The sequence below is a fragment of the Galbibacter sp. PAP.153 genome (genome assembly GCF_037029175.1).
Lineage (GTDB): Bacteria > Bacteroidota > Bacteroidia > Flavobacteriales > Flavobacteriaceae > Galbibacter > Galbibacter pacificus.
In genome coordinates this window covers 168793-194294 of the sequence record NZ_JAZEUN010000001.1, presented here as the reverse complement: position 1 = coordinate 194294, position 25502 = coordinate 168793, and the positions used below count along the sequence as shown (strand labels likewise).

At 39.6% G+C, this 25502-nt stretch carries 21 protein-coding genes; 12 read left to right on the top strand and 9 right to left on the bottom strand.

The annotated features are described in order from the left end of the window. Positions 1-4: 4 nt before the first annotated feature. The 6 genes from UXI14_RS00665 to UXI14_RS00640 form a co-directional block, all read right to left on the bottom strand. Complete coding sequence (locus UXI14_RS00665) at positions 5-1042, bottom strand: aminotransferase class I/II-fold pyridoxal phosphate-dependent enzyme (RefSeq protein WP_335964343.1); 1038 nt, start codon at positions 1040-1042, stop codon at positions 5-7. A gap of 24 nt (positions 1043-1066) precedes the next feature. Continuing rightward, positions 1067-2077 (bottom strand): dipeptide epimerase, encoded by a 1011-nt coding sequence (locus tag UXI14_RS00660; RefSeq protein ID WP_335964342.1) that lies wholly within the window; start codon positions 2075-2077, stop codon positions 1067-1069. A gap of 119 nt (positions 2078-2196) precedes the next feature. Continuing rightward, complete coding sequence (locus UXI14_RS00655; protein WP_277898917.1) at positions 2197-2904, bottom strand: head GIN domain-containing protein; 708 nt, start codon at positions 2902-2904, stop codon at positions 2197-2199. Positions 2905-2965: 61 nt separating this feature from the next. Next, positions 2966-4654 (bottom strand): PspC domain-containing protein, encoded by a 1689-nt coding sequence (locus UXI14_RS00650; protein WP_335964341.1) that lies wholly within the window; start codon positions 4652-4654, stop codon positions 2966-2968. 12 nt (positions 4655-4666) lie between these two features. Next, positions 4667-4990 carry a PadR family transcriptional regulator gene (locus tag UXI14_RS00645; RefSeq protein ID WP_277898919.1) on the bottom strand — a complete coding sequence of 108 codons (324 nt, stop codon included), beginning with the start codon at positions 4988-4990 and terminating at the stop codon, positions 4667-4669. A gap of 116 nt (positions 4991-5106) precedes the next feature. Beyond that, the gene (locus UXI14_RS00640) at positions 5107-5577 is read right to left on the bottom strand and encodes a DUF4870 domain-containing protein (protein WP_335964340.1); all 471 of its coding nucleotides are present in this window, start codon (positions 5575-5577) and stop codon (positions 5107-5109) included. Between the two features lie 193 nt (positions 5578-5770). Here UXI14_RS00640 and UXI14_RS00635 point away from each other — a divergent pair, with 193 nt between their 5' ends. The 3 genes from UXI14_RS00635 (at position 5771) to UXI14_RS00625 (ending at position 8137) form a co-directional block, all read left to right on the top strand. Continuing rightward, positions 5771-6229, top strand: coding sequence for a DUF4442 domain-containing protein (locus UXI14_RS00635; RefSeq protein WP_335964339.1), 459 nt, complete (start codon positions 5771-5773; stop codon positions 6227-6229). Positions 6230-6353: 124 nt separating this feature from the next. Continuing rightward, a complete protein-coding gene (locus tag UXI14_RS00630; RefSeq protein WP_335964338.1) occupies positions 6354-6911 on the top strand; it encodes a DUF4251 domain-containing protein in 558 nt (185 codons plus the stop codon). A gap of 203 nt (positions 6912-7114) precedes the next feature. Continuing rightward, positions 7115-8137, top strand: coding sequence for a hypothetical protein (locus UXI14_RS00625; RefSeq protein WP_335964337.1), 1023 nt, complete (start codon positions 7115-7117; stop codon positions 8135-8137). 53 nt (positions 8138-8190) lie between these two features. On the opposite strand, the gene UXI14_RS00620 is transcribed toward UXI14_RS00625, so the two are convergent. Both UXI14_RS00620 and UXI14_RS00615 read right to left on the bottom strand, forming a co-directional pair. Then, complete coding sequence (locus tag UXI14_RS00620) at positions 8191-9477, bottom strand: retropepsin-like aspartic protease (protein WP_335964336.1); 1287 nt, start codon at positions 9475-9477, stop codon at positions 8191-8193. Between the two features lie 34 nt (positions 9478-9511). After that, positions 9512-10093, bottom strand: coding sequence for a DinB family protein (locus UXI14_RS00615; RefSeq protein WP_335964335.1), 582 nt, complete (start codon positions 10091-10093; stop codon positions 9512-9514). Between the two features lie 211 nt (positions 10094-10304). Between UXI14_RS00615 and UXI14_RS00610 the strand changes: the two genes are divergently transcribed. The 4 genes from UXI14_RS00610 (at position 10305) to UXI14_RS00595 (ending at position 16885) form a co-directional block, all read left to right on the top strand. Further along, complete coding sequence (locus tag UXI14_RS00610) at positions 10305-10901, top strand: TetR/AcrR family transcriptional regulator (protein ID WP_277898926.1); 597 nt, start codon at positions 10305-10307, stop codon at positions 10899-10901. Positions 10902-10964: 63 nt separating this feature from the next. Continuing rightward, positions 10965-12125 carry an efflux RND transporter periplasmic adaptor subunit gene (locus tag UXI14_RS00605; protein ID WP_335964334.1) on the top strand — a complete coding sequence of 387 codons (1161 nt, stop codon included), beginning with the start codon at positions 10965-10967 and terminating at the stop codon, positions 12123-12125. 157 nt (positions 12126-12282) lie between these two features. Then, positions 12283-15432, top strand: coding sequence for a multidrug efflux RND transporter permease subunit (locus UXI14_RS00600; protein ID WP_335964333.1), 3150 nt, complete (start codon positions 12283-12285; stop codon positions 15430-15432). A gap of 10 nt (positions 15433-15442) precedes the next feature. Further along, positions 15443-16885: a TolC family protein gene (locus UXI14_RS00595; RefSeq protein WP_335964332.1), complete on the top strand. Its 1443-nt coding sequence runs from the start codon at positions 15443-15445 to the stop codon at positions 16883-16885. Positions 16886-17027: 142 nt separating this feature from the next. Here the strand turns inward: UXI14_RS00595 and UXI14_RS00590 are convergent, their stop codons facing one another. After that, complete coding sequence (locus tag UXI14_RS00590; RefSeq protein ID WP_335964331.1) at positions 17028-17717, bottom strand: NUDIX domain-containing protein; 690 nt, start codon at positions 17715-17717, stop codon at positions 17028-17030. A 240-nt stretch (positions 17718-17957) separates the two neighbouring features. On the opposite strand from UXI14_RS00590, the gene UXI14_RS00585 reads away from it, so the two are divergent. The 5 genes from UXI14_RS00585 to araA all read left to right on the top strand — a co-directional run bounded on the left by UXI14_RS00585 (position 17958) and on the right by araA (position 25485). After that, positions 17958-19496: an alpha-L-arabinofuranosidase C-terminal domain-containing protein gene (locus UXI14_RS00585; protein ID WP_335964330.1), complete on the top strand. Its 1539-nt coding sequence runs from the start codon at positions 17958-17960 to the stop codon at positions 19494-19496. Between the two features lie 21 nt (positions 19497-19517). Beyond that, a complete protein-coding gene (locus tag UXI14_RS00580; protein ID WP_335964329.1) occupies positions 19518-21503 on the top strand; it encodes a glycoside hydrolase family 127 protein in 1986 nt (661 codons plus the stop codon). 62 nt (positions 21504-21565) lie between these two features. Then, positions 21566-23257 carry a ribulokinase gene (locus UXI14_RS00575; protein WP_335964328.1) on the top strand — a complete coding sequence of 564 codons (1692 nt, stop codon included), beginning with the start codon at positions 21566-21568 and terminating at the stop codon, positions 23255-23257. A 2-nt stretch (positions 23258-23259) separates the two neighbouring features. After that, the gene (locus UXI14_RS00570; RefSeq protein WP_335964327.1) at positions 23260-23961 is read left to right on the top strand and encodes an L-ribulose-5-phosphate 4-epimerase; all 702 of its coding nucleotides are present in this window, start codon (positions 23260-23262) and stop codon (positions 23959-23961) included. An 18-nt stretch (positions 23962-23979) separates the two neighbouring features. Further along, positions 23980-25485, top strand: a complete 1506-nt coding sequence (gene araA, locus UXI14_RS00565; protein ID WP_335964326.1) for an L-arabinose isomerase — start codon at positions 23980-23982, stop codon at positions 25483-25485. Positions 25486-25502 lie beyond the last annotated feature (17 nt).

Below are 25502 nucleotides of genomic sequence, written 5' to 3'. Positions count from 1 at the left end.
TTTTTTATGCATATAAATTTATAGCTTCCGCAAGGGTTTCAATATCCTTTTTAGTATGGAATGCGCTAATTACTATCCGGCTCATGAGCGGGGAATCTTCTTTTGGGTAATTAAAGCTCGTAACAAGAATATTGTTTTCATAAAGATGTTTTGTCAGGCCTTCATCCATAAAAGTAAATGTAGGATGCTGTCCAATATGCATAAAAAGATTATTGTCTGCTAAAAGCGACTTAAAAAAAATTAAGTTATTGTTTAAGTTTTCCCTTTGGGCATTTAAAATTGGCGGACTTTCTATTAAAGTTGCCAAAGTTGCCGGGCCTGCGGGCGAAGCACCTCCAAAAAAGGCAGTTTTGGTAAGCTGGTCAATTCTTTGTTTTGTGCCAAAAATGGCGCCGCATTGTACTCCAAAACCTTTTCCCAAAGATCCGCATACTACAAGTTCTTTGGCATTTAAAGCTTGGAGCTGTTTATAAATGCCTTCGCCCTTTTTCCCTAATATCCCCAACCCGTGGGAATCGTCGGCAATAACAATACATTTTTTAAGGGGTAAGGATTTAAGCCCTTCAAAATCAGGATAATTAATTCCCATGAAATCAATTGAGTCCAGCAATATTACCGGGGTTGTGCCTAGTGTGTTCTTTTCTATGTCTTTTTTTAGCCCGGCATATGTTTTATAGGGCAACAGGCTTGTTTGTAAAAGGGATTCATGGGTATGGGGAGCCACATAAACTGCAAATTTATTGCCGTTAAAAAATTGGCTGACCAATTGTGAGGCCATGTACCCCGATGAAAGCGTGACGCAAGCTTCAGAACCTACTAAATGTGCCAAATAATTTTCAGCTTCACCATAGAGGGAAAACCTTACATTGGATTTTCTGGAAGCGCCATAATTGGTGCCGTACTTGCGAATGTTTTTAATAAAAAGCTCTTGAAAATCTTTATTTGTTTGTAGGCCTAAATAGGCGGTACCGCCAAAATAAAGAAACTCGCCTTTATCCGTTTTTATGTTTCTTCCGGGAAAATCATCAATAAAATGTGTCATCTGGGTAATTACTTAAATAAACTTTTATAGCAATGTTACACCGCTCCCATTTATGCTTGGAAATACTACTTCTCCTCCTTCCAATATTTTTACGCCAGAGGCTATATCGTGTTTTAAAAGCATTGCCCCATCCATATCTACGTAATCCAATTGGGGCAATAATTGGGCTATGGCCGAAATGCCAACGGTAGATTCTGTCATACAGCCAACCATGACCTTCATGTTTAAAGATTTTGCTTTTTTAATCATACGAAGGGCAGGGGTAAGTCCGCCACACTTTGTTAGCTTGATATTGATACCCGTAAAAAGGCCGGCACACTTTTCTACATCATCTTCAACAATACAACTTTCGTCTGCAATTATGGGCAGGGGGCATTTATCAATAATTGCTTTATAGCCTTCAATGTTTTCGGCATGTAAGGGCTGCTCCAAAAATTCTACCCCAAGTTTTTTTAATTGTGGGGCCAACTCCAATGTTTGCTCTGGCGTCCATGCATTATTGGCATCTATTCTAAAGGTAGCATTGGTATGCTTTCTCAATTCTTTTATAATTTCAAGGTCATTGTTGGTTCCAAGTTTAATTTTATATAATGGCCATGGTTTTTCAATCACTTTTTCTACCATTTTATCAATAGTATCTATGCCAATGGTGTAATTTGTAATAGGGTAATTTTTATTTGAGGTACCCCAAAGTTTATATAGCGGTTTTTCTTTTAGCTTTCCATATAGGTCGTGTGCGGCCAGATCGAGGGCACAAATGGCAAAATTGCTCAATCCCCTTTCTTTTAAGAAGGCATGGAAATCTTCTGGATTGCCCAGCTCGAAATTATTGATTTCGTCTTCAATAGATTTAATTTCCTCCTTCATTGAGGCAACGGTGATTTTGTAATACGGGTTTGCGGTAGCTTCTCCATAGCCTGTTTTTCCGTTTTGGGTAAGGCCCACGACTAAACTATCTTGAAAATCGTGAGATTCCCTGGAAATACTGAAGGTGTGCTTTAATTCCAGTACATATTTTTTTAAAGAGACTTGCATTGAAAATGTTTTTGCGAAGATATAAAATGATTACGCCATAATGCGGAATACCACTAAAAAATAAAAGTCAGTTGGGAAGAATCTCAACTGACTTTTACAAGGTTGGTTATAGCGGTTGTTTAATCGATTTTAACTTTGCTCACTACTTTTGGAGAGCCTTTGTAATCTACGTCCCCGCCCGAACTTTTATGGATGGCAATTTCTTCGGATGCATTTACATCAATATCGGCGCCACTGCTGGCATTTGCTTCTACACTACGTGCCTTGAGCCTATCTGCGTGAATATCGCTGCCACTGCTTGCATGGGCTTCCAAATGGCCTGTAACTCCATAAACCTCTATTTCTGCGCCGCTACTGGCATGAGAACTTACGTTTTTAACCTGTAATTCCACCTTAATGTCGCTGCCACTGCTGGCATCCAGTTTTATGGCATCGCCTTTTATTGTTCCGGCACTGCTCAATAAAGCACCGCTGGAACTTTCCAGAGATTCAATTGTGGGCAATGTAACATATACTTTTTTAGAGGTTGCCCTTCCTATTTGTTTCTTACATTCAATAAGGAGCCTTCCGTTTCTTATTTCTGTCCCAATGAGGTCGATAACATTCTCATCGGCTTCTACTTTAATAGACGTTTGGTCGCCTTGTGTAACAAAAACATCCAATCCTTCCGTAGCTTTAACCGAAGTGAAGGTTTGCGTGGCTTCCCGGTTTTGGGTTACAACTTCTCCGTTGCCTTTAATTCCACCGGAAAAATTGATGTCAAAATTGCAGGAAGTTAAGAAAATAGATATGACCAATGCCACAATTACTTTTATTAATGTACTCATGATTTTGTTTTTTTGATTGATTGTTAATTAGTTATTGATTCTATTTATGATAAATAAATGTCTATTGATTTTTTAATGTGATGGAATCTACTTTAACCGAATCTTTCACGATGCTATCTGCTTTTTGAAGGGTATCTGCCTCTTTGTTCGTAGCATCGTTCTCATCGTTCCAATCTTCAACGGGGCAATCCAAGCAATTTAGAACGCCAAGGTTGTCCATTTTCCATACATGGTTTGCCAGGCCGCTGCTGTAATAATTCATATTGTTTTTAATATGTCCGTCAATATTGTAATAGGTGGAATTATGAAACCTCACTATTGCATTTTCGGGAATATATATGGTGACTTCTATTTCTTGGTCCCTAAATTTATTTTTGTAATCGGTTGTTAAATAATTGTTTAAATATAAAACATTATTTTCAAGTTTGTACGAATATTCAATATCGTCTGCCCTTTCAAAGGCATCATCGTAGTTCCTTCCTTGCGATTTTTTCTCAATTTCTATGCGGATTTCTTCATCGGGCGATTGTTCTACCCTAAACTCCATATCTTCGCGATAGATCATCTTTTCACCGTCGTTTATAACAATATCAAAATCAGAATCCCTGTAATACCTATTTTTTAACCCGATAGCTTCCACCGTTCTAATTTCGAGGGTATCCAACGGGGAATGCGCAATGGATTCGGTTTCGGTCGACAGTGCATTAAAAGAATAATCCGTAGCGGTTTTAATTCCCAATGAAATCAAACCGATGATAGATAAAAGCCAAACCCCAAGCAGTGTAAACTTGGCAAAATTGCCAATGGAATTTAAATTGTTCAATAAAATCTTGAGTCCTAAATAGAACAAGAAAAAGAACGGTATGCCAACGGCAAAAAATGTAAGCAGCGAAATAAGCCAAACCGGTGCATTTACGGTAATGTCAATAAATTCCCGCCATGGTTGCGCGCCCCAAATATCTATGGTTCCGGCCGTAAATAGGCCCACAAAAAGGCTTATTAAAACAATGGCGGCAACAATTAATACAATAATACCGATAAATTTTGCAAGGACTTTTAGCAAGAACATTAGTACGCTAACCAGCGAATCGAAAAAACTTTTGGAATTTTTTTTTACCGAGGCGCCCATTTTGTCATAATCAACACTTTTTACCTTTTCGGTAACATCGTCAAAACCTTCACGAATTTTTTTTTCAATGTTGCTAATGTTTACGGGCTCTCCCGTCATGGCTATTTTTTGAGCCGTTGTTGCTGCTTCTGGAACTAATATCCAAAATAAAATGTAGATAAATATTCCAAAACCAGACGATAGTACCGTTACCAATATAAACAGCAAGCGTACCCAAAGCACGTCGATACCCAGGTAATAGCTTAAGCCGGCACATACACCGCCAATATATTTCCGGTCGATGTCCCTAAAAAGTTGTTTATGGCTTTTTGCTGAAGTCGATTTATGCGATTTTGGGGCATCATCAAAAATTTCTTCATCTACCAAATAATCTTCGGGCTGGCCCATAATGGTAATTATTTCATCGACCTCCTTAGAGGTAATTACCTGTCTTTCGTGCTGTAACCTTTCAGAAAACAGTTCGGCTATACGGGCCTCGATATCGGCTATAATTTCGGCTTTGCCCTGAGAATCTGTAAACGATCGTTTTATGGCATCCAAGTAGCGCTGTAATTTTATATAGGCATCTTCGTCTATGTGGAAGAAGGTGTTTGCCAGATTGATATTTATAGTCTTGTTCATTGTTAGTGTTTTTTATTTTGTTACCAGGTTGACTGCATTTCTTAACTCGTCCCAGGTGGTGTCGAGTTCTTTTAAAAATAGTTTACCGTTCTCTGTAAGCATATAATATTTTCTTGGGGGGCCAGAGGTAGATTCTTCCCAGCGATAGCTTAGCAATCCCGCATTTTTTAACCTTGTGAGTAGGGGGTATATCGTGCCTTCTACCACAAGCATTTTTGCGTCTTTTAGGGTCTCAAGAATCTCCGATGCATATTTATCTTCATTTTCAATAATAGACAAGATGCAGTACTCCAAAACCCCTTTGCGCATTTGTGCTTTTGTGTTTTCTATATTCATGGTTTCATGATACTTTTTGTTAAACTGTTCGTTTTTTGATTTTCCCCCGATATATATCGTTAGGATTGATGATGATGATGAATTTTATTGTTGCCTTTATTTAAAATTATACTTTTCTATTTTATAAATTTAATGCTCAGCGGATACCGGTACACAATACCCTCGTTGGCCCTTAAGGTTGCAATGATGGTACAAAACAGGTCCATAAGCAAAAGTCCAACCCCGGCCATGCCTGCAACAATCAATACAAGAGTATTTGCGCCCAAGCCCGATAAATGTTCGAAATTGAAATTTATCTCGTGTGTGTTATGTTCCAAAAGGTCGGCAAAGCCCACAAACTCCCATGCTGTAAACAATACAATGGGAATAACAATAATTCCAAGCGCAATGCTATAGAGCAAAATGCTTATTTGAAAATTAATGGCTTCTTTGCCATTTTCGTCAACAAAACTCAACCTATCCTTATTTGATGTCCATATAAGTAACGGAATTATAAAGTTACCGAACGGGATAAAATATTTTGAAAAAGTTGAAAGGTGAATTACTGCCGATACGTTTTTTTCATGTTTGCTTATGGATGTTTCCATGTTCGTTTTTTAGTTTTTGATTGATGAATTTTCTGTCAGTTTATACATAACCAACTAATTTCTATTGCAAATATATATCTAAAAAAAGGTATTATGCAAAACATAGTACTAATTTTTAACAAAAATTTAAGATTAAAAAGGTGCAGGGAATTTCAATATTTATGAATAAATTACGGCCTGTAAAAAGAATCCAATGAAAATTACACCATCGCAACTCAACAAGTTTACAATGATAAAGTTACCTTCTGCATGGCTATGTGGCGTTAGGGTAGTTAAAATTGACGATAAAAATTGTGTAACCTCTGTAAAGCACCGATGGATTAACCAAAATCCGTTTAACTCGATGTTTTGGGCGGTACAGGGCATGGCCGCCGAATTATCCACCGGGGCCATTGTAATTGGTAAAATCAGGGAAGAAAAGAAAAAAATATCCATGTTGGTGGCCAATAACAAGGCAAGTTTTACCAAAAAAGCCAAAGGAAAGATAACTTTTATATGTGAAGATGGGCACTTAATCGACCAGGCTATTGAAAAAACCATGGCTACGGGGGAGGGGCAAACCTTCTGGATGAAATCTATTGGAAAAGATGAAATGGGCGACATTGTTTCTACTTTTCATTTTGAATGGACGGTTAAGGTGAAGCCGGGTTAACATACCATATTACAACAAAATCCCAATTACCTTATAGTAATATTGTTTTAGTTTGAGCTAAGATTTATCTTCAAAATTTGTAATAAATTCTTTATCTTGTTATGCAAGATTAAATGTAATTATTATGAAATCGCTATCGTTTTTGTGCACTTTGGTTATTGGATCTGTAATTATTGGATGCGGCAGTTCCCAGAATACTGCAATTTCTTCAGCAGAAATGGCAGCGGTAGATACGCTTATCCATCAAAAGAAATTTAGGATAGAAAATCAATGGGCCATGCCTACAATGAGTTCCAGTATGATGCAAATTGCCAATAGCGGTCTTATGCTTCCAGGCAATAGTGCCCAACGCATAAACCTTGCTGGAAATGCCAATTATCTGGAAGTAAAAGGAGATTCGGTCAAGGCATACCTTCCTTTTTTTGGAGAACGTCAAATGGGCGGTGGCTATAACGACGATGAGGCCATTAAATTTAACCAGGAAGTAAAAGATATGGACATAGAATACATCGAGAACAAGAAACATTACAGGATTAAATTTTCGGCCAATAACAATACAGAGTCTTTTAATGTAACCTTGATGGTCTACAACAATGAAAAAACAACGCTTACGGTCAACAGCTCAGAGAGGGATATGATAGGCTATCAGGGTACTATTATGCCGCTTCCTGATAAAAAATAATTGCTTCTTTTTTAATCAACTCCTTGTATAATATGCTTGTGGTGATAAAATCGTTTTTTCTTCTAATAAAACACAGCATTATGCATATTTAAGGCTGTAAAAGTGTAACATTTAAAAAAATAGGCAGTCCTTATAATAGAAATGGTTTTTAACAATACTAAGCTGTATTGACCATATAATTTTATTAATAAAAAGGATTCGCAATGACATTAAAACATTTAGCACTCTACATATTTTTTATTGCTTTAACAACTAAACCAAGCTTAGGGACAGCACAAAAGGCCAAAGACACCATTAATTATGAGTTTTTGTTTGGAACCGCCGTTAAAGGCGATGTGCCGGCCATATTAACATATCTGGATTCTTTATCGGTAACCAGGGAAAAGGATATTGCGTTTAAGAATAAATTTGAAGGCCGTTTTAAATATGGTATGGACCGTACAGATGATTATTTTTCAACTCAAGATACATTGCTTAACCCCTTGCATAAATTGTTTCAGGGTTATTGGAGAGATGGGTTGTTGCATCCGGAAGAAAACAACGATAGTATTTTTAAGCAAGAATTGATAGCTTTTTTTAACAAGGAAAATGTATCTCATGCTTATGCCGATGGAAAAGTAACCGAAAAAAATTTAGAACCGGTTTATAAAAAATATATAGAAGATAGAGGCTATTATTGTACAGGCTTTGGAAAGGCAGGAAAATTTTATGATTTTTTAGTGTGGAAAACAATGGAACCCGAGGTTTTTACCATCGATTTGGTAAATCATACCGAAAAGGTACAGGTTTATTTTATGAAGGATTTTCTATCACTGGGCTGGATGGAATATTCAAGGCTGGGCGAACGCTATCCCGGCGGATGGGCAACCAACGAAGCACTTTATTGTGTAACAAAGGGGTACGACCAAACCTCGGAAAAATTTAAGGTGATATATTTGAAGCACGAAGGCCAGCATTTTTACGACTATAAGCGCTTTCCCGGCTTAGCATCTAAAGACCTGGAATACCGCGGTAAATTGGTGGAAATGATTTATTGCGACAAAGAGCTTTATAACCGTGTTTCTTATTATCTGGACAATGCTAAAAACGATCCCAGAAATGCCCATCCGCATGCAAATTACAGGATCATTAAAAATTTATCCGAAGAAATTTTTGGAGAGGCATATGTTACCGATTTCAATAGGTGGTTGGCGGTTCCCAAAGAAAACTTCATGAATCAAGCTTGAAATTGTATCAAAAAAACACAAAATATTTATTAGATAAAGAGAGTTAATCTCCTTTATTTAAATATCAAAGAGGCATCTTTAAAATTTATAATCATGGTATTAAATTGCTGAATGTAATCTTGGCCAAGGTTTCCATATGCTTCTTTTTGTGTTCCTATTGTGTTTGGGAACAACTGGAGGCTGTCCAAACTGGCCGATGCCTTTCCTATTTCTAGCGTAACATTGTTAACAATAAAGCCTTTTGTTTCTATATGTCCACCGGCACCCCCCGTTTTAAATATGGTCTCTTTGGCATTTTGCTCGATTGCGGCTTTGTTTTCGTTGTAAAACGGCGCATAAAGCGCTGTTTTTTGGGCACCGGTATCAAAATTAAAATACAGCGACTTATCTCCGTATTTGGTTTTTACAATGGGCATATATTCATCAAAGGCTAAATTGTGCAACCTATAATGCTTGGCTTTTTTTGGGATAAAAATGTTGTTATTATTTTTATTTATCTCAATCTCGTCTAGGTCTTTAATTACCGGAAAACCAATAATACCCTTTATTTCGTAACCTATTGACGGGAAAGATAGATCTGTGTCGTTAAAAGCCAGAAAAACTACATTTTTTAGTAGAATATCACCAAGTTTAATTTGGTCTGCCACGGCTAGGTCACTTTTAACTTCCAGCCCGGTAACAGCTTCGACCGTGAAATTGGACGGGATTATTTTCATACCCAATTCCCTAGCTACCGATTTTTGAATTACAGAAAAGTTTGCACCGGTATCAAAAACAAAATCCATAGATTTCCCACCGGATGTTATTAAAATAGTAGAAAGCCCTGCCATGTCCTTTTTTACGGGAAGCGTTACAGCTGTTTTTTTAATAACTTCTTGTTTTGCTATATTTTTAAGAGCGCTCCATATTTTATGGGTGTTTTTTAAATCGGCCAGCTCTAGGGAATCCAATTTCGTGACATAATCTTCTTGTAAAATCTCATTGGTTTTTAGCGCTTTTTCATATTCAGATAAATATATATGATTAATAAGCTCGGCTTGTAGCATCTTCTTGCTAAGGCTGTCTTTTTCAGGGTATGCATTTAAAAACGCGGTTATTGTTTTGTTGGATTCCTGCGGTTTGTTGAATGCATTTGCCAGGATTGCTTCAAAATACAACGAATAGGGTATTTGTAATTTATTTTTTTGCTGATGATACATTTCTTCCAGTGCAAAATAGTTATGGGCTTCTGCCATTTTGTTTAGCGATACAAACAATTTTGAAGCATTTGCTTGTTTTGCATTGGGGTTGGTACAGTTGGATATAACTATTGCTATGGATAAAAAGAATATATATTTCATATTTGGTGGTATGTGGTTTATTTTTAAAATTTTATTATAATAAAACTTGAAGGGCATCAACGGTTTGGTGTAGGTAACGCTCTTTTATTATTTTTATATGGCTTAGTTCGTGGCCTGCAATATGGTAGGCTAGTGCCCTGACCGTTCTTTTGTTTTTAATTACCCCATCAATATCAATTGCACTGCCGGCCCTTAAAAAAGATGCCTCGGGAAGGTTTTCAAAAAGTAACAGGGTAGAAAGCCTAACGCTCCAATATTCTTCAAAAATATTGTCCAGGCTACGCTCGTTTGCATTGGAATATCTTGCATATGCATTTTCTTCAAATCCATGTAAAGGCGTATCGTCGTTTCTGGCATAGCGCAATGCCCTGTATGCAAAAATTCGCTCATCGTCTATTAAATGGACCAATATTTCCTTTATCGTCCATTTATTGGTATCGTAACGGTATGTTAGCTTTTCCGTAGGAAGGGAGTAAATAAAATCTTTAATTTTAAAAAAATTATCGTGCAGATCGTTTAAAATATTGTCATTGGTAGCGATCAAGTCGAAATAGTATTGAGAATAACTGGGGTATTCACTCTTTTCGGCCCTGTTTATTTTTCTGTAATTTTTCATTTTGATATAGCTGTATATATGTTGGTTTTTATGCAGAATGAAGCACAAAATTAAATTCACCATAAAAATATGGCATTTAAAATTCCTTACCAATTATTTATTTTAACCATCTATATATCAATTAATTATAATCAATTCACATAAATTTAACATCATTTATTTTGGTTTACTAGACGACTGGTCATATATTTGCACTTTAAATTTAAAATAATTGTCAGCAACAGTTAAAAATATAGATAAGGCAGACTATCTTTTAGACAAAGGACTGAACATATTATGGTCTAAAGGATACAATGGAACGAGCGTAAACGATATTGTGTCGGCCGCAGATGTTCCTAAAGGGTCTTTCTATTTTTATTTTAAATCAAAAGAGGATTTCACTGTTCGGGCACTGCAACGGTATTTTTCTTTAAAAAGGGCTGCAACCATAGAGCTTCTTAACCAAGAAAATATTCCGGCGGTAGAAAGGCTTTTTAATTATTACAACAAAAGAGTTGTTATTGTTAGGGATCAGTTAAACTGTTCTTTGGGATGCATGGGGTGCAACATAGGCCTCGAAATGGCAGAACATAGCGAAAGTATTAGGACCACCATTGTACACGAAGAACAAAAAACAAGGCAAATAATTGTTGATGTAGTTAAAGAAGCCCAAAAAGATGGCAGTATTGATGCCAATATCGATGCTGGTAAAATTGTTGATTTTATTGAAGATGCTTACAAAGGAATGCTTACTTCCATGAAAGAAAACAAATGTGCAGACCCACTAAACAATTTTTTATACTTTTTGAAAACCCTTATTTTAAAATAATTTTTTTTGACTATTAATAGACGACCGGTCAATTACAATTAAAAACAACTAAAAATCCAAAAAATGAAAAAGAAAAGAAAAGTAATGCAAATTATGTTTGGGGTTCCCTTGCTTGCAATAATAGCATTTACGCTTCATTCCTGTAGTGATTCTAAAGCGGCCGGACATGGAAACATGGCTTTGTTGGAGACCCCTTTTGTTCATCCAATTCAGGATTCTGTAGGTAATTGGGATGAATACATTGGGCGTTTCGCAGCATCAGAAAGGGTTGAAGTGCGCTCCCGTGTTAATGGTTATATAGAATCTGTGAATTTTAAAGATGGCGATATCGTTAAGAAAGGGCAGGTCCTTTTTGTAATCGATCAAAGACCATTTTACATAGAGCTAAAACAGGCAGAGGCCGAAAAATTAAGGGCAGAAGCCGACCTTAATCGTACCACAAGCGATTACAATAGAATTGAGTCGGTTAAAGATTCCCGTGCCGTTTCCATGGAAGAAGTAGAGCAGCGCAAACAAATTGCCAAATCTGCCGAAGCACAATTAATGGCGGCAAACGCACGATTGGAACAGGCCAGGCTAAATTTAAGCTACACAGAAGTAAAGGCGCCTATAAGTGGTAAAATAAGCGACGATTTTATCGATGCAGGAAATTATGTTACCGGTGGCATTGCCAATGCTACTCCTTTAACTACCATTGTTAAAATAGCTCCCATTCATTTTTATTTTGAAGGAAGTGAAAAGGACTTTATCAATCAAAATGGTGTAAGCAATACGCCCGTGACCGTAAAACTTTCAACAGAAGATAAATACAGTAGAACGGGAGTAATGGACTTTGTCGATAATGAAATAAACAGGAATACGGGAACCATTAGAGGCCGTGCTGTTTTTGACAATGCAGACCTGAAAATAGAATCTGGGATGTTCGGGAGGCTAAGGCTCATAAAAGGAAATTCCTCGGCTATTTTAATCCCCGAAGAAGCAATAAGCACCAATCAGTCAGACAAGGTAGTCTATGTAATTGCCGAAGATAGTACCGTGCACGTAAAACCTGTCAAGCTTGGAAAACTTTATAAAATGAAGTACAGAATTGTAAAAGAAGGTTTAACCCCAGACGATAGGATTGTTACCGGAAACCTTTTAAAAGTTCGTCCGGGAATGAAGGTAGCTCCGTCTGAAGATAAGTTTAAAGTTCAACAAGATTCTACCAGTGTAGCTTATAAATAAATTTCTAGTTCACATATAATTTAATGGTTTAAAAAGTATTTGGAAAAGCAACGAATATTTTTCAACTATTTATAAAAGAGCCTTTTATCATGTTTTTTGATTCAAGGGAGGCTCTTTTTTTACCAAAATCCAATAAAAATTAAAAAGAAACAATAACATGAAATTCACGCATACTTTTATAGAGCGTCCAATATTGTCGATCGTTATCTCTATTATTTTAATGATAGTTGGCGGATTGGCATATTTCTCGCTCCCGGTTTCTCAGTACCCGGAAGTTGCCCCGCCAACGGTTGTGGTTCGCGCAACCTATCCCGGAGCGAGTGCAGAAACAATTTCCAAAACGGTGGCGACACCTTTGGAGCAGGAAATTAACGGAGTGGAGGGGATGCTGTATATGGCATCTCAAGCAACAAACGATGGCGTTATGGAACTTACCATAACCTTTAAGCAAGGCGTAGATGTAGATAATGCACAGGTACTGGTACAAAACAGGGTGGCCATTGCAGAGCCACGGTTGCCAGAACCTGTTAGGAGATTGGGTATTACCACCCAAAAGAGTGCGCCCGACCTTATGTTGGTTATCCATTTAATTTCTCCCGAAAATACATATGATCAAACCTATTTGGCCAATTATGCCAATTTTCAAATTATCGATAAACTTTCAAGGATCGATGGTGTTGGTGCGGTAAGAATGTTTGGGGGCGACCAATATTCCATGAGAATATGGTTAAACCCCGACTTGATTGCAAACCTGGACATGACGCCAAACGAGGTGTTAACAGCCTTGAGGGCACAAAACGTTCAAATTGCGGGAGGTACATTAAACCAACAGCCTTTAACAACGCAAAATGCCTTCGAAATAAATATCCAGACTCAAGGAAGGTTAAATTCAATAGAGGAATTTGAAAATATCATCATTAGAAACGGAGACGATGGAGAATTGGTCCGTATAAAAGACATCGGCCGCGTAGAGCTTGGTTCTGCAAGTTATGCTACCAAAGGATATTTAAGCAAGTATCCAGCCGTGGCCTTACCGGTATTCCAGCGTCCCGGAACCAATGCGCTGGAAACAGCCGATGCTTTGATCAACACCATGAAAGAAGCATCAAAAGATTTTCCAGAGGGTATAGAGTACCGTATAGCCTATAACCCTACGGAGTTTATTCAGCAATCAATCGATGAAGTCGGGGGAACCATTTACGAAGCCATAATTTTGGTGGTCTTGGTAATTATATTATTCCTCCAAACCTGGCGGGCAGCTATTATACCGATCCTTGCAATTCCTGTTTCCCTTATCGGAACTTTTGCCGTAATGCAGGCTTTGGGTTATTCACTCAATAGTTTAACCTTATTTGGATTGGTATTGGCCATCGGGATTGTGGTAGATGATGCCATAGTCGTGGTGGAAAACATGGAAAGGAACCTTAGAGAGGGCATGGGCGTAAAAAAAGCCGCACAAAAAACAATGAACGAGGTTGGTGGAGCCTTGGTGGCAATGGGGCTCGTACTTGTAGCCGTGTTTTTGCCAACCATATTCTTAAAAGGAATAAGTGGGCAGTTTTACAGCCAGTTTGGCGTTACAATCGCCGTAGCCACCATGATTTCTGTTTTTGTGTCGCTTACATTAAGCCCGGCAATAGCTGCCAAAGTAATGAAAAAGCACGACGATTCAGCAGGGCATACCAATGTGGCCGCTCAAGGAATTGTATCCAAGTTCTTTGATAAATTTAATCAGGCAATGGATTGGATTTCAGTAAAATATGCAAATCTCACCTCAAGGCTTATCGGTATTAGAAAAGGGGTAATGCTTATTTATTTGGGGCTTATAGCACTTACGGTTTATGCTTTTTATAAAGTTCCCACTGGGTTTATTCCCGAGCAGGATCAAGGATATTTTATTGCAGTAATACAGTTGCCGCCGGGATCTTCGCTTGAACGCACAGACAAAGTGGTAAATAAGGCAATAGATAGTGTACTTAAGGTTGAAGGGGTCAAGGATGCGGTTGCATTTACAGGTTTTGATGCGGCAACATTTACCAATTCATCAAATGCCGGGGTAATTTTTACGGCATTGGAAAGTTTTGAAGAACGTAAGGACAAAGGTGTTTCTTATGAAGATATTCAACAGTCTTTAAGTGGTTCGTTAAGTAAGATGACCGATGCTTACGTTATTGTCATTCCACCTCCTCCTGTACGGGGAATTGGTAATGCCGGCGGATTTAAACTGATGCTACAGGACAGAAGTGGATTAGGCAATGAACAGTTGTTGAAATCGGCTTACGAGCTCATGGGGGCGGCCAACCAGGATCCCGCAATGACAAACGTATTTACATTTTTTAATACCAGTTCGCCACAATTGTTTTTTGACCTTGATAAAGAAAAAGCTCAAAAATTGGGCGTTCCCATTGAAGAAGTTTCAAGTGCCTTGGAAGTTTATCTGGGCTCTGCCTTTGTAAACGACTTTAACTTGCAGGGTAAAACCTTTAGGGTAACGGCACAGGCCGATGGCGAATTTAGATATACGCCCGAGGATTTAGAGCATATTAGGGTACGTAACAAATACGGAAACATGATTCCGCTAAGTGCCGTTGGCGATCTAAAAAATATTTCGGGGCCGGCACGGGTACCACGGTATAATTTATATCCTTCTCTTGCATTAACCGGAAATACTACGCCTGGGCATAGTTCCGGGGAATCCTTGGATGCCATGGAGCGTTTGGCCGACCAGATATTGCCCGAAGGAATTGATTACGAATGGACAGAGATTGCCTATCAGCAAAAAAGTACCGGAAATACGGCAGGAATTGCCTTTGCACTGGCCGTTTTGTTTGTGTTCCTCCTTTTGGCCGCACAATACGAAAGCTGGGTATTGCCTTTGGCAGTAATCCTTATTGTACCAATGTGTTTGCTCTCTGCAATGTTTGGAGTAGGCATAATGGGCATGGACAATAATATTTTAACACAAATTGGTTTGGTTGTTCTGGTCGGGCTTGCCAGTAAAAATGCCATTTTAATTGTAGAATTTGCAAAACAGCTTGAAGACAGAGGCTACAATTTGCAACAGGCTGCAAAAGAAGCGGCAAGATTGAGGCTAAGACCCATTTTAATGACTGCCTTTGCCTTTATATTGGGGGTAATCCCATTGGTTACGGCTACAGGGGCAGGTGCAGAAATGAGGCGTTCCCTTGGTACAGCAGTATTTAGCGGAATGTTGGGTGTAACCTTGTTTGGACTGTTGTTTACGCCCGTGTTTTATGTTCTCTGTAGAAAAATGGTACTAAAAAAAGCAACAGTTGATGATAAGTAAAAAAATAAAAATGAAACAGATATTATTAAAAACCATATTTATTTTGGCGTTCTTGATCCAAACAATTGGTTATGGTCAAGATAAAGATACAACTGCCACGTGGAAATGGAATGTGCCCCAACAGATAAACGAAGTTTTATACATTGGCACAGATACCATTACCAAAAGTGCCACGCCGGTAATCGAGACAGATAAATGGTGGGAGGCTTTTGGGTATAAAGAGCTGGACAGTTTAATAAGACTGGCGTTGCAGAACAATGAAGACTTAAAAATTGCTCAGGCTAGGGTAGAACAGGCAGTTGCCCAAAAAAGAATAGCTTTTTCTACATTGTTGCCCAGTCTGCGCTTAGAACCATCTATCGCCAGACAAGAGTTTTCTGCAAATAGACCAAACCCTTTTGGGGGGCAATTGGACAGGGTTACCATTAATACTTTTGATATTCCGCTTACGGTAAATTACGAGCTGGACGTGTTTGGTAAAAACATTGATAATGTAAAAGCAAACCGATTGGCAGCCGATGCAAGTATGGAAGACAAAAAGGATATTTTGCTACAGGTTATTACAGAAGTAGCTCAAAATTATTTTTTGCTGTTACAGGTCGATGCCGAAAAGGACCTTTTAAAGGAAACCGAAAAAACAAGGCAGAACAATCTGGAAATAACCACGACCCGGTATGAAGCCGGACTGGTGAGCCAAATTGATGTCTTGAGGGCTAAAACCGAGTTGTCTTCAGTGCAGGTTCAATTAAAAAGAATACATAAACTAAGAACGGAAATAGAGCTTATTTTGGCACCATTGGTGGGCGTGGACGCGAGTAATTTCAGTATAAACAAAACAGAAATAAGCTTCTTGCCACCAGATTTAATTTTCTTGGAAAAAGATTCCTTAACAGCCACGCGCCCCGATTTAAAATCGGCTAAGCTTATGTTGGAATCTTCCAAAAGCCTAGTGAAAAATCAGTGGAAACAATTGTTGCCCTCATTTTACGTAAATGGTTCGTTTGGCTATTTATCGGGAGCCAGCGATAATTGGATCGAAAACGACAGCAGGACATGGGTTGCCGGGGTTTCTGCCTCATTGCCAATTTTTGAAGGTGGTAAAAAGCGTTCGGAAATCAAGCTTAGAAAAAGTGAGTTAAAACAGGCCGAAGCAGCATATAACCAACGTGTTTTGGTTTCGTACAGGCAAGTAGAAAATTCCATTTCCAATATTAAGTGGATACACGAACAATTGTTGGCTCAGCAGGATTTTGTGCAAGCAGCCAACAGTGCGGCCGGGTTAACCAATGAGCGTTATAGAAAAGGGCTTATAAACTACATTGATGTAGTAGATGCAGAAAGACAGGCATTGGAGGCAGAACAGTTAAGCGTTCAGCTTTTCGGACAGGAGCTTAAGGAGCGGGTGTCGCTTTTTAAGGCTTTGGGCCTGCTTCCAGATTCTGTAGTGGAATAGTTGAAAAAAAGCAACTTAAATAATTCTTCATTCATGGTTTGGATTTTGGATGCTCCATTTGCCGGAAGTACTTTGGCGATGGGGCGCCAAATTCAAATTAGTTAATCATAAAACACCACGGCTTCTGTACCGTGGTGTTTTTTTATATTTTAAAAGTAAATCCGTCTTCTACCTTTTTATCGTATTTGTCCTTGTCAAATTGATATAAATAAGAACCTTTTCTGGACGAGGTCATATCTTTTTCCTTTAATTTAACAAGAATGTCCAGACTGTTTATTTTATTGATAAAGTTTCTTTTGTCAAGTTCTTCATCCAAAATGGCTTCATACAGTTTCTGTAATTGTCTCATGGTAAATTTTTCCGGTAAAAGCTCAAAACCAATAGGTTTGTTGGAAGTTCTATACCGTAAACGCCTTATGGCGTGGTTTACCATTTGGTCGTGGTCAAAAATTAGTTTTGGGGCTTCTTTTACATTAAACCAACGGGCCGAATATTTTTCAATAAGTTCTTCATTGTGTTCTTCAATATTAATAAGTGCATAATAAGCCACAGAAATAGTTCGCTCTACCGGGTCACGGTCTATCTTACTAAATCCGTAGAGCTGTTCCATGTAAATATTGTTTATTCCGGTAAGAGTGTGCAAAATTCTATTGGCCGAATCGTCAAGGGTTTCGTTTCGCTTTAGGAAGCCGCCCATAAGCGACCATTTTCCCTTTTCGGGCTTAAAATCCCTTTTAATCAATAAAATTTTAAGTTCTTCATTATCAAAACCAAATATTATGCAATCAACGGCTAATAAAACCTTATCTTCTTTACTATAACTGTTTAACATGTGGGTAGATTTATGCAATATAAGTTTATGTAAACTTACAGATTTTTTGCAAAAATAAGTTTAACAGATCTTTTTTTATGTCTGCATAAAGCTAAGACTTGGTTAAGCTATGTTTGGCTTATCTTCAAAATAATAGTATTGCGATTAAAGTTTTATTTGTTTTTATGGATTATTCTTAATTTATTTGTAAATGTAACATTAACACTTATAAAAATAACTAACCAAACAGATCTTAATAAAATGAAAACTTTAAAAGCACTGCTTGCATTCGGTATACTCTCGATAACGGGTATAAAGGCACAATCTGAAATAAAAATACAGGTTGAAGAGGATGCACCAATCATCAGCAAACATATCTACGGACATTTTTCAGAACATTTGGGAAGATGCATTTACGATGGCTTTTATGTAGGCGAGAATAGCGATATTCCAAATAAAGATGGTGTGCGCACCGATATAATTGAAGCTCTAAAAGCTATAGAAATCCCTAATTTGAGGTGGCCCGGAGGCTGCTTTGCCGACACGTACCATTGGAAAGATGGCATTGGTCCAAAAAAAGAGAGACCAACTATTGTAAATCAATGGTGGGGCGGTGTAACCGAAGATAATAGTTTTGGCACCCACGATTTTTTAAACTTGTGCGAAGCTTTGGGTGCCGAACCTTATTTGGCGGCAAATGTAGGCAGCGGTACTGTCAAGGAATTTACCGATTGGATCCAGTATGTAAATCATGACGGGGAAAGCCCGATGGCAAAACTTCGTAGGGAAAACGGCCGGGAAAAGCCCTGGGGTGTAAAATATTGGGGCGTAGGAAACGAAATGTGGGGATGCGGTGGAAACATGACACCAGAACATTACGCAAACTTATACCGCCAATATGCAACGTTTATGAGTAGTTGGAGCAACGATAAGGGGATTTACAGAATTGCTTCTGGGGCAAATGTCGATGATTATCATTGGACAGAAGTTTTAATGCGCGACATTCCAAAACACCTTGTTGAAGGAGTTGCCCTTCACTCGTATTCCGTAATTGATTGGAACAATAAAAGTTCTGCAACCGATTTTAGCGAAGAAGAGTACTTTTTAACTATGCGGGAAGCTTTAAAAATGGACGAGCTTGTTACCAAACATACGGCCATTATGGACAAATACGATCCAGACCGCAAAATAGACCTTGTTGTAGACGAATGGGGCGGTTGGTATGATGTGGAAGAGGGCACCAACCCTGGGTTTTTATATCAACAAAATACCATGCGCGACGCCATGATTGCAGGCGCAACACTCAATATTTTTAACAATCACAGTGAGCGGGTAAAGATGGCCAACCTAGCACAAACGGTCAATGTGCTACAGGCAGTCATACTAACCAACGAAAAGAAAATGTTGCTTACGCCCACTTATTATGTAATGAAAATGTATACCGTACACCACGATGCACAACTCTTGCCAATATCTTTTGAATCACCAAAATATAAAGTTGATGGAAAATCGTTGCCCGCCATATCGGCTTCTGCTTCAAAAGACAGTAACAATACTGTTCATGTTTCCTTGGTAAATATAGATGCCCATAAAACAAACACAGTTACTGTAAATATGAACGGATTGAACATAAAAAATGTATCGGCAACAATTTTAAGTTCCGAGAAACTTCAGGATCATAATACTTTTGAGGAACCAAATAAGGTCCAGTCTAGAGAATTTAAGGACTTTAAATTGAAAAAAGGAATGTTAAGTGTGGATTTGCCTCCTTTTTCTGTGGTTGTGATTGAAGGTAAATAGCCAATAAGCAAGTGTGAAATTATGAAACGAATCACAAAAATATATGTATTAATTCCTTTTTTGAGCTTTTGTTTAGTTGCGTGTAATTCTTCAGAAGAAAAAAAAGAGGAACAAGAAAAAATAGAAGGGTACCAAATAGAATCGGTTAACATTCAGCATGTAAAATTAAACGATGATTTCTGGCTTCCCATTATTGAAAAGGTTCAGAACAAAACAATTGAATATGCACTGGAAAAATGCGAGCAAGAAGGGCGGTTAGATAACTTTCTTGTGGCTGGAGGAAAAATGGAAGGCGAGGTAAAAGGCGCCATGCCCTTTGACGATACCGATGTTTATAAAATTATTGAAGGGGCTTCTTATTCGTTAATTAGTACCCCAAATCCACAACTTGAAAAAATATTGGATTCCCTGATAAGCATTGTAAAAGTAGGGCAGGAAAAAGATGGTTACCTAACTACATGGCGAACCATAAATCCAGCGCATCCGCCAGCAACATGGGTAAACGTTGACCAAGGAAAGCGTTGGGAATCTTTAGAGGCTAGCCATGAATTATACAACGCAGGGCATTTATATGAAGCTGCCGCGGCACATTTTGAAGCAACCGGAAAGAAAAACTTTTTGGAAATTGCATTAAAGAACGCCGATTTAATGGTGAAGACCTTTGGTCCGGAAGAAGGCAAAATACATACAGTTCCAGGACATCAAATTATTGAAACCGGATTGATAAGGCTGTACAGAATTACCGATAAAAAAGAATATTTAAATCTAGCTAAGTATTTTCTTGACGGAAGAGGGCACCATGAAGGAAGAAAAGATTTTGGTCCATATACCCAAGACCATATTCCGGTAGTTCAACAAGATGAAGTAGTGGGGCATGCTGTAAGGGCAATTTATATGTATGCGGGAATGACCGATATTGCCGCAATTGAAAACGATACGGCATATGCAAAAGCAATAAGCAAGCTTTGGGAGAATATGGTCAACAAAAAAATGTACATTACCGGTGGAATAGGCGCGAAGCATGAAGGAGAGGCTTTTGGAGAAAATTACGAACTTCCAAACTTAACGGCATACAGCGAAACCTGTGCCGCCATTGGAGATGTGTATTGGAATCATAGATTGCACAATATGACCGGGGACGTAAAATATTTCGATGTAATCGAAAGAACGTTGTACAACGGTTTAATCTCCGGACTTTCACTCGATGGTACTCAATTTTTCTATCCAAATGCATTGGAATCAGATGGGGTCTATAAATTCAACAGGGGTGCATGTACACGGCAGGATTGGTTTGATTGCTCTTGCTGTCCAACCAATGTTATTCGGTTTATCCCTTCCTTGCCGGGGCTAATTTATTCTAAAACAGCCGATACCGTTTTTGTTAATTTATACGCATCCAATCATGCAAAAATTAACCTAGCGCATACAAATCTGGAAATTGCCCAGGAAACCGCTTATCCGTGGGACGGAAATGTAAAATTAACGGTCACTCCCGAAACCGAATCAAACTTTACCCTAAAATTAAGGATTCCGGGCTGGGCCAGAAACGAAGTACTCCCGGGAACACTGTATTCATACAAAAAGAAAGTACATGCAACACCACAAATAAAGGTGAATGGAGAACAGGTTGAGGCTTCCATCAAAAATGGATACATAACGCTTACACGAAGCTGGAAAAAAGGAGAAACCATTAACTTAAACATTCCTATGGAAGTTCGCGAAGTATTGGCCAATGAGAAGGTTAAAGAAGACCGAAACAAGGTTGCTTTGGAATATGGCCCAATGGTGTATGCTGTGGAAGAGATTGATAACAAAGAAAATTTTGATGCCATTTCAATTTCAGAAAATGAAAGTTTTCAGGTAAAAAAGGAAGATAACCTGTTAGGCGGGGTGAATGTTCTAGAAAATGAAAAATTAAAAGCCATTCCATACTACGCATGGTCAAATCGAGGAATTGGAAAGATGAAGGTGTGGCTACCGTTACAATCTTTAGGAGAATCTAAATAAAGCAAGGAGTTAAATTGGCTCCCTATTCTATAAACGTTTCAAATTGAAAATTAATTGATGCAATGAGCGCGAACAAATCATACGTAATCGGGTTGGATTATGGTACAGACTCCGTAAGGGCCGTACTGTTAAATGCTACCAATGGCGAAGAAATGGCCACCGATGTTGCATACTACCAAAGATGGAAACAAAAATTATATTGTAACGCATCCAAGAACCGGTTTCGCCAGCATCCTTTAGATCATATCGAAGGGTTGGAGCAGACCATAAAAACGGTAGTTTCAACTACTGGAGTCGACCCCAAAACTATAAAAGGCATCTGTATCGATACCACGGGTTCGTCACCCATGCCGCTTTCCAAAGATGGCACCCCCCTTGCGTTGTTGCCGGAATTTGCCGAGAACCCAAACGCCATGATGGTACTGTGGAAAGACCATACCGCCATAGAAGAGGCCAACGAAATCAACGGGCTTTCCAGAAGTTGGGGCGGCTGGGATTTTACCGAATTCGAAGGGGGCATATATTCTTCCGAATGGTTCTGGGCAAAAATACTCCATGTTGCAAGGGAAGATGAAAAAGTTAAAAATGCCGCTTATACATGGATGGAACACTGCGATTACATTACCTATTTACTGTCGGACGAAAAAGACCTGAAAAGTTTCAAGCGGAGCCGTTGCGCAGCCGGGCATAAGGCCATGTGGCACCAAAACTGGGGCGGGCTCCCACCAGAAAAATTCTTGGGGAAGCTGGATCCTTATCTGGCCGAATTAAGGGGACGGCTTTATGACGAAACCTACACTTCTGATACGGTTGCGGGAAACCTGAACGCCGAATGGGCCGAAAGGTTGGGGTTAACAACCGAAACGGTCGTAGCCGTGGGTACCTTTGATGCCCATGCAGGAGCCGTTGGCGCAAAAATAGATAAACATACGCTTGTACGCGTTATGGGGACTTCGACCTGCGATATTATTGTAGCTGATGAAAATTTGATCAAAGAGAAAGCTGTAAAAGGTATTTGCGGCCAGGTAGACGGCTCCGTAATTCCCGGAATGGTGGGGCTGGAGGCCGGTCAATCGGCGTTCGGCGATTTGTTGGCCTGGTTTAAGGACGTGCTTTCATGGCCTTTGAGCAATTTGGTGTACACCGCAGAAAGTATTTCAGAAATTCAAAAAGCGGGTCTAAAGAAAGAAATAGAGGGGAACTTTATCAAGGAACTGTCTATAGCCGCTGAAAATATCCCGTTGGAAGAAAGTATACCTACCGCATTGGATTGGATTAACGGCAGGAGGACGCCCGATGCCGATCAGGGATTAAAAGCCGCCATGATGAATCTGAGTCTGGGGACCAAGGCACCACATGTCTTTAAGGCACTGGTAAACGCCATCTGCTTTGGCGCCAAAAAAATAGTTGACCGTTTTGAAGAAGAAGGGGTCAAGATCAATACCGTTATCGGGATTGGCGGGGTTGCCCGGAAATCCCCTTTTATCATGCAAACGCTTGCCAATGTGTTGAACATGCCCATAAAAATAGCGGCATCCGATCAGGCACCTGCTCTGGGGGCCGCCATATACGCCTCGGTAGCCGCAGGTATCTATAGAGATGTAATTGAAGCGAGTAAGCATTTGGGAAGCGATTTTGAGGCCGAATACCATCCGCAGGAAGGTCAAGTGGAAGTTTATAAAAACTTATTGGCCTCTTATTCGGGGCTTTCGGCATATATAGAAAACAGTACGTCCAATAGATATAATCAGTAGTTATGGAATCTAAATACAAAGAATTGAAAAGGGAGTGTTATGAAGCCAATATGGAACTGAATGCACTGGACCTGGTAATCTATACCTTCGGAAATGTGAGCGCCGTTGACAGAAAGAACAAGGTCTTTGCCATAAAGCCGAGCGGTGTTCCCTATGAAAAACTGAAACCGGGCGATATTGTAATTGTCGATTTTGACAACAATATTGTCGAGGGGGAAATGCGCCCCTCTTCCGATACCAAGACCCATGCCTATCTGTACAAACATTGGGAGGATATTGGCGGCATTGCGCATACGCATGCTACCTATTCGGTGGCCTGGGCACAGGCGCAAATGGACATTCCTATTTTCGGCACGACGCATGCCGATCATTTGGTAGCCGATATCCCTTGCGCACCACCAATGAAAGATGAATTGATCGAAGGGAACTACGAGCACAATACCGGGATCCAGATTTTAGATTGCTTCAAGCACAAGAACATCTCGCACAAGGAAGTGCAAATGGTTTTGTTGGGCAACCACGGACCCTTTACATGGGGAGATTCGGCCTCGAAGGCAGTCTACAACAGCAAAGTGTTGGAAGAAGTGGCCAAAATGGCCTATTTAACACTTCAAATCAACCCGAACGCGCCACGGTTAAAAGATTCACTTATAAAAAAACATTACGAACGTAAGCATGGCAAGGACGCCTATTACGGTCAGTAACAAAAAACTACTTCAGAAATGAAAATAACGAAAAAAGAAATTTGGTTCGTCACCGGAAGTCAACATTTATACGGTGCAGAAACACTTAAACAAGTGGCATCGAATGCTGAAAGTATTGCAAAAGGCCTGGATACATCGCACAATATACACATAAACATTGTAAGCAAAAAAATTGTAACCACGCCCGACGAGATAACCGCCATTTGCATCGAGGCGAACACGGCCGAAAATTGCATCGGGATCATTACATGGATGCATACGTTTTCCCCAGCCAAAATGTGGATTGCCGGTCTCAACATCCTAAAAAAGCCATTGTGCCATTTACACACGCAGTTCAGTGCGGAAATCCCTTGGAAAGACATCGATATGGATTTTATGAACCTGAACCAATCGGCGCACGGCGATCGGGAGTTTGGGTTTATGATGTCCAGGATGCGCCAAAAGAGGAAGGTGATCGTAGGCCATTGGAAGTCGGAAAGCGTACAAAAACAATTAGGGGTCTGGACACGTGTGGCCTTGGGCTGGGACGAGCTACGGCACATGAAAGTTGCCCGGATAGGCGATAACATGCGGCAGGTTGCCGTAACGGAAGGCGATAAGGTGCAGGCGCAGGTCCGTTTTGGGATGGCGGTAAACGGTTACGATCCGTCCGATGTGATAAAACATATCGATGCTGTTACCGAAAAACAGTTAGACGGACTGCTCGATGTCTATGCATCAACGTACAATTTGACAGAACCGCTTAAAAAAGGTGGAAAAAAACGGCAATCGCTTATCGATGCCGCCAAAATAGAATTGGGGCTCCGTGCCTTTTTGGACGAAGGTGGATTTAAGGCCTTTACCGATACTTTTGAAAATCTGGGGGCTTTAAAACAATTGCCGGGAATTGCCGTACAGCGGTTAATGGCCGACGGATATGGTTTTGGCGCCGAAGGCGATTGGAAAACGGCAGCTATGTTGCGGGCCATGAAAGTGATGGCACAGGGACTGGACGGGGGGACCTCGTTCATGGAAGATTATACCTACCATTTCACGCCCGAAAAATCGTATGTACTGGGCTCGCACATGCTCGAAATTTGTGCCTCGATTGCCGACGGAAAGCCTTCGTGCGAGGTGCATCCGTTGGGGATCGGCGGGAAAGAAGACCCCGTGCGTTTGGTGTTCGGTTCACCGGCCGGCCCTGCCATTAATGCATCGTTGATAGATATGGGGAACCGTTTTAGGTTGATCGTCAACGAAGTAGAAGCCGTGAAACCCATGGCCGATCTGCCCAAATTACCGGTGGCAAGAGTGCTTTGGGACTGTAAGCCCAATCTGGAAACGGCCACCACTGCTTGGATTTTGGCAGGGGGCGCGCATCATACGGTATATTCGCAGGCACTTTCAACGGTTTATATGGAAGATTTTGCAGATATTGCCGGAATAGAACTCTTGGTAATTGATGCCAATACCAATATCCGGGAATTTAAAAATACACTTAATGCCAACGAAGCATATTATCACTTGTTTCAACATGCAATGTAACCGCCTAAACCTAAAAT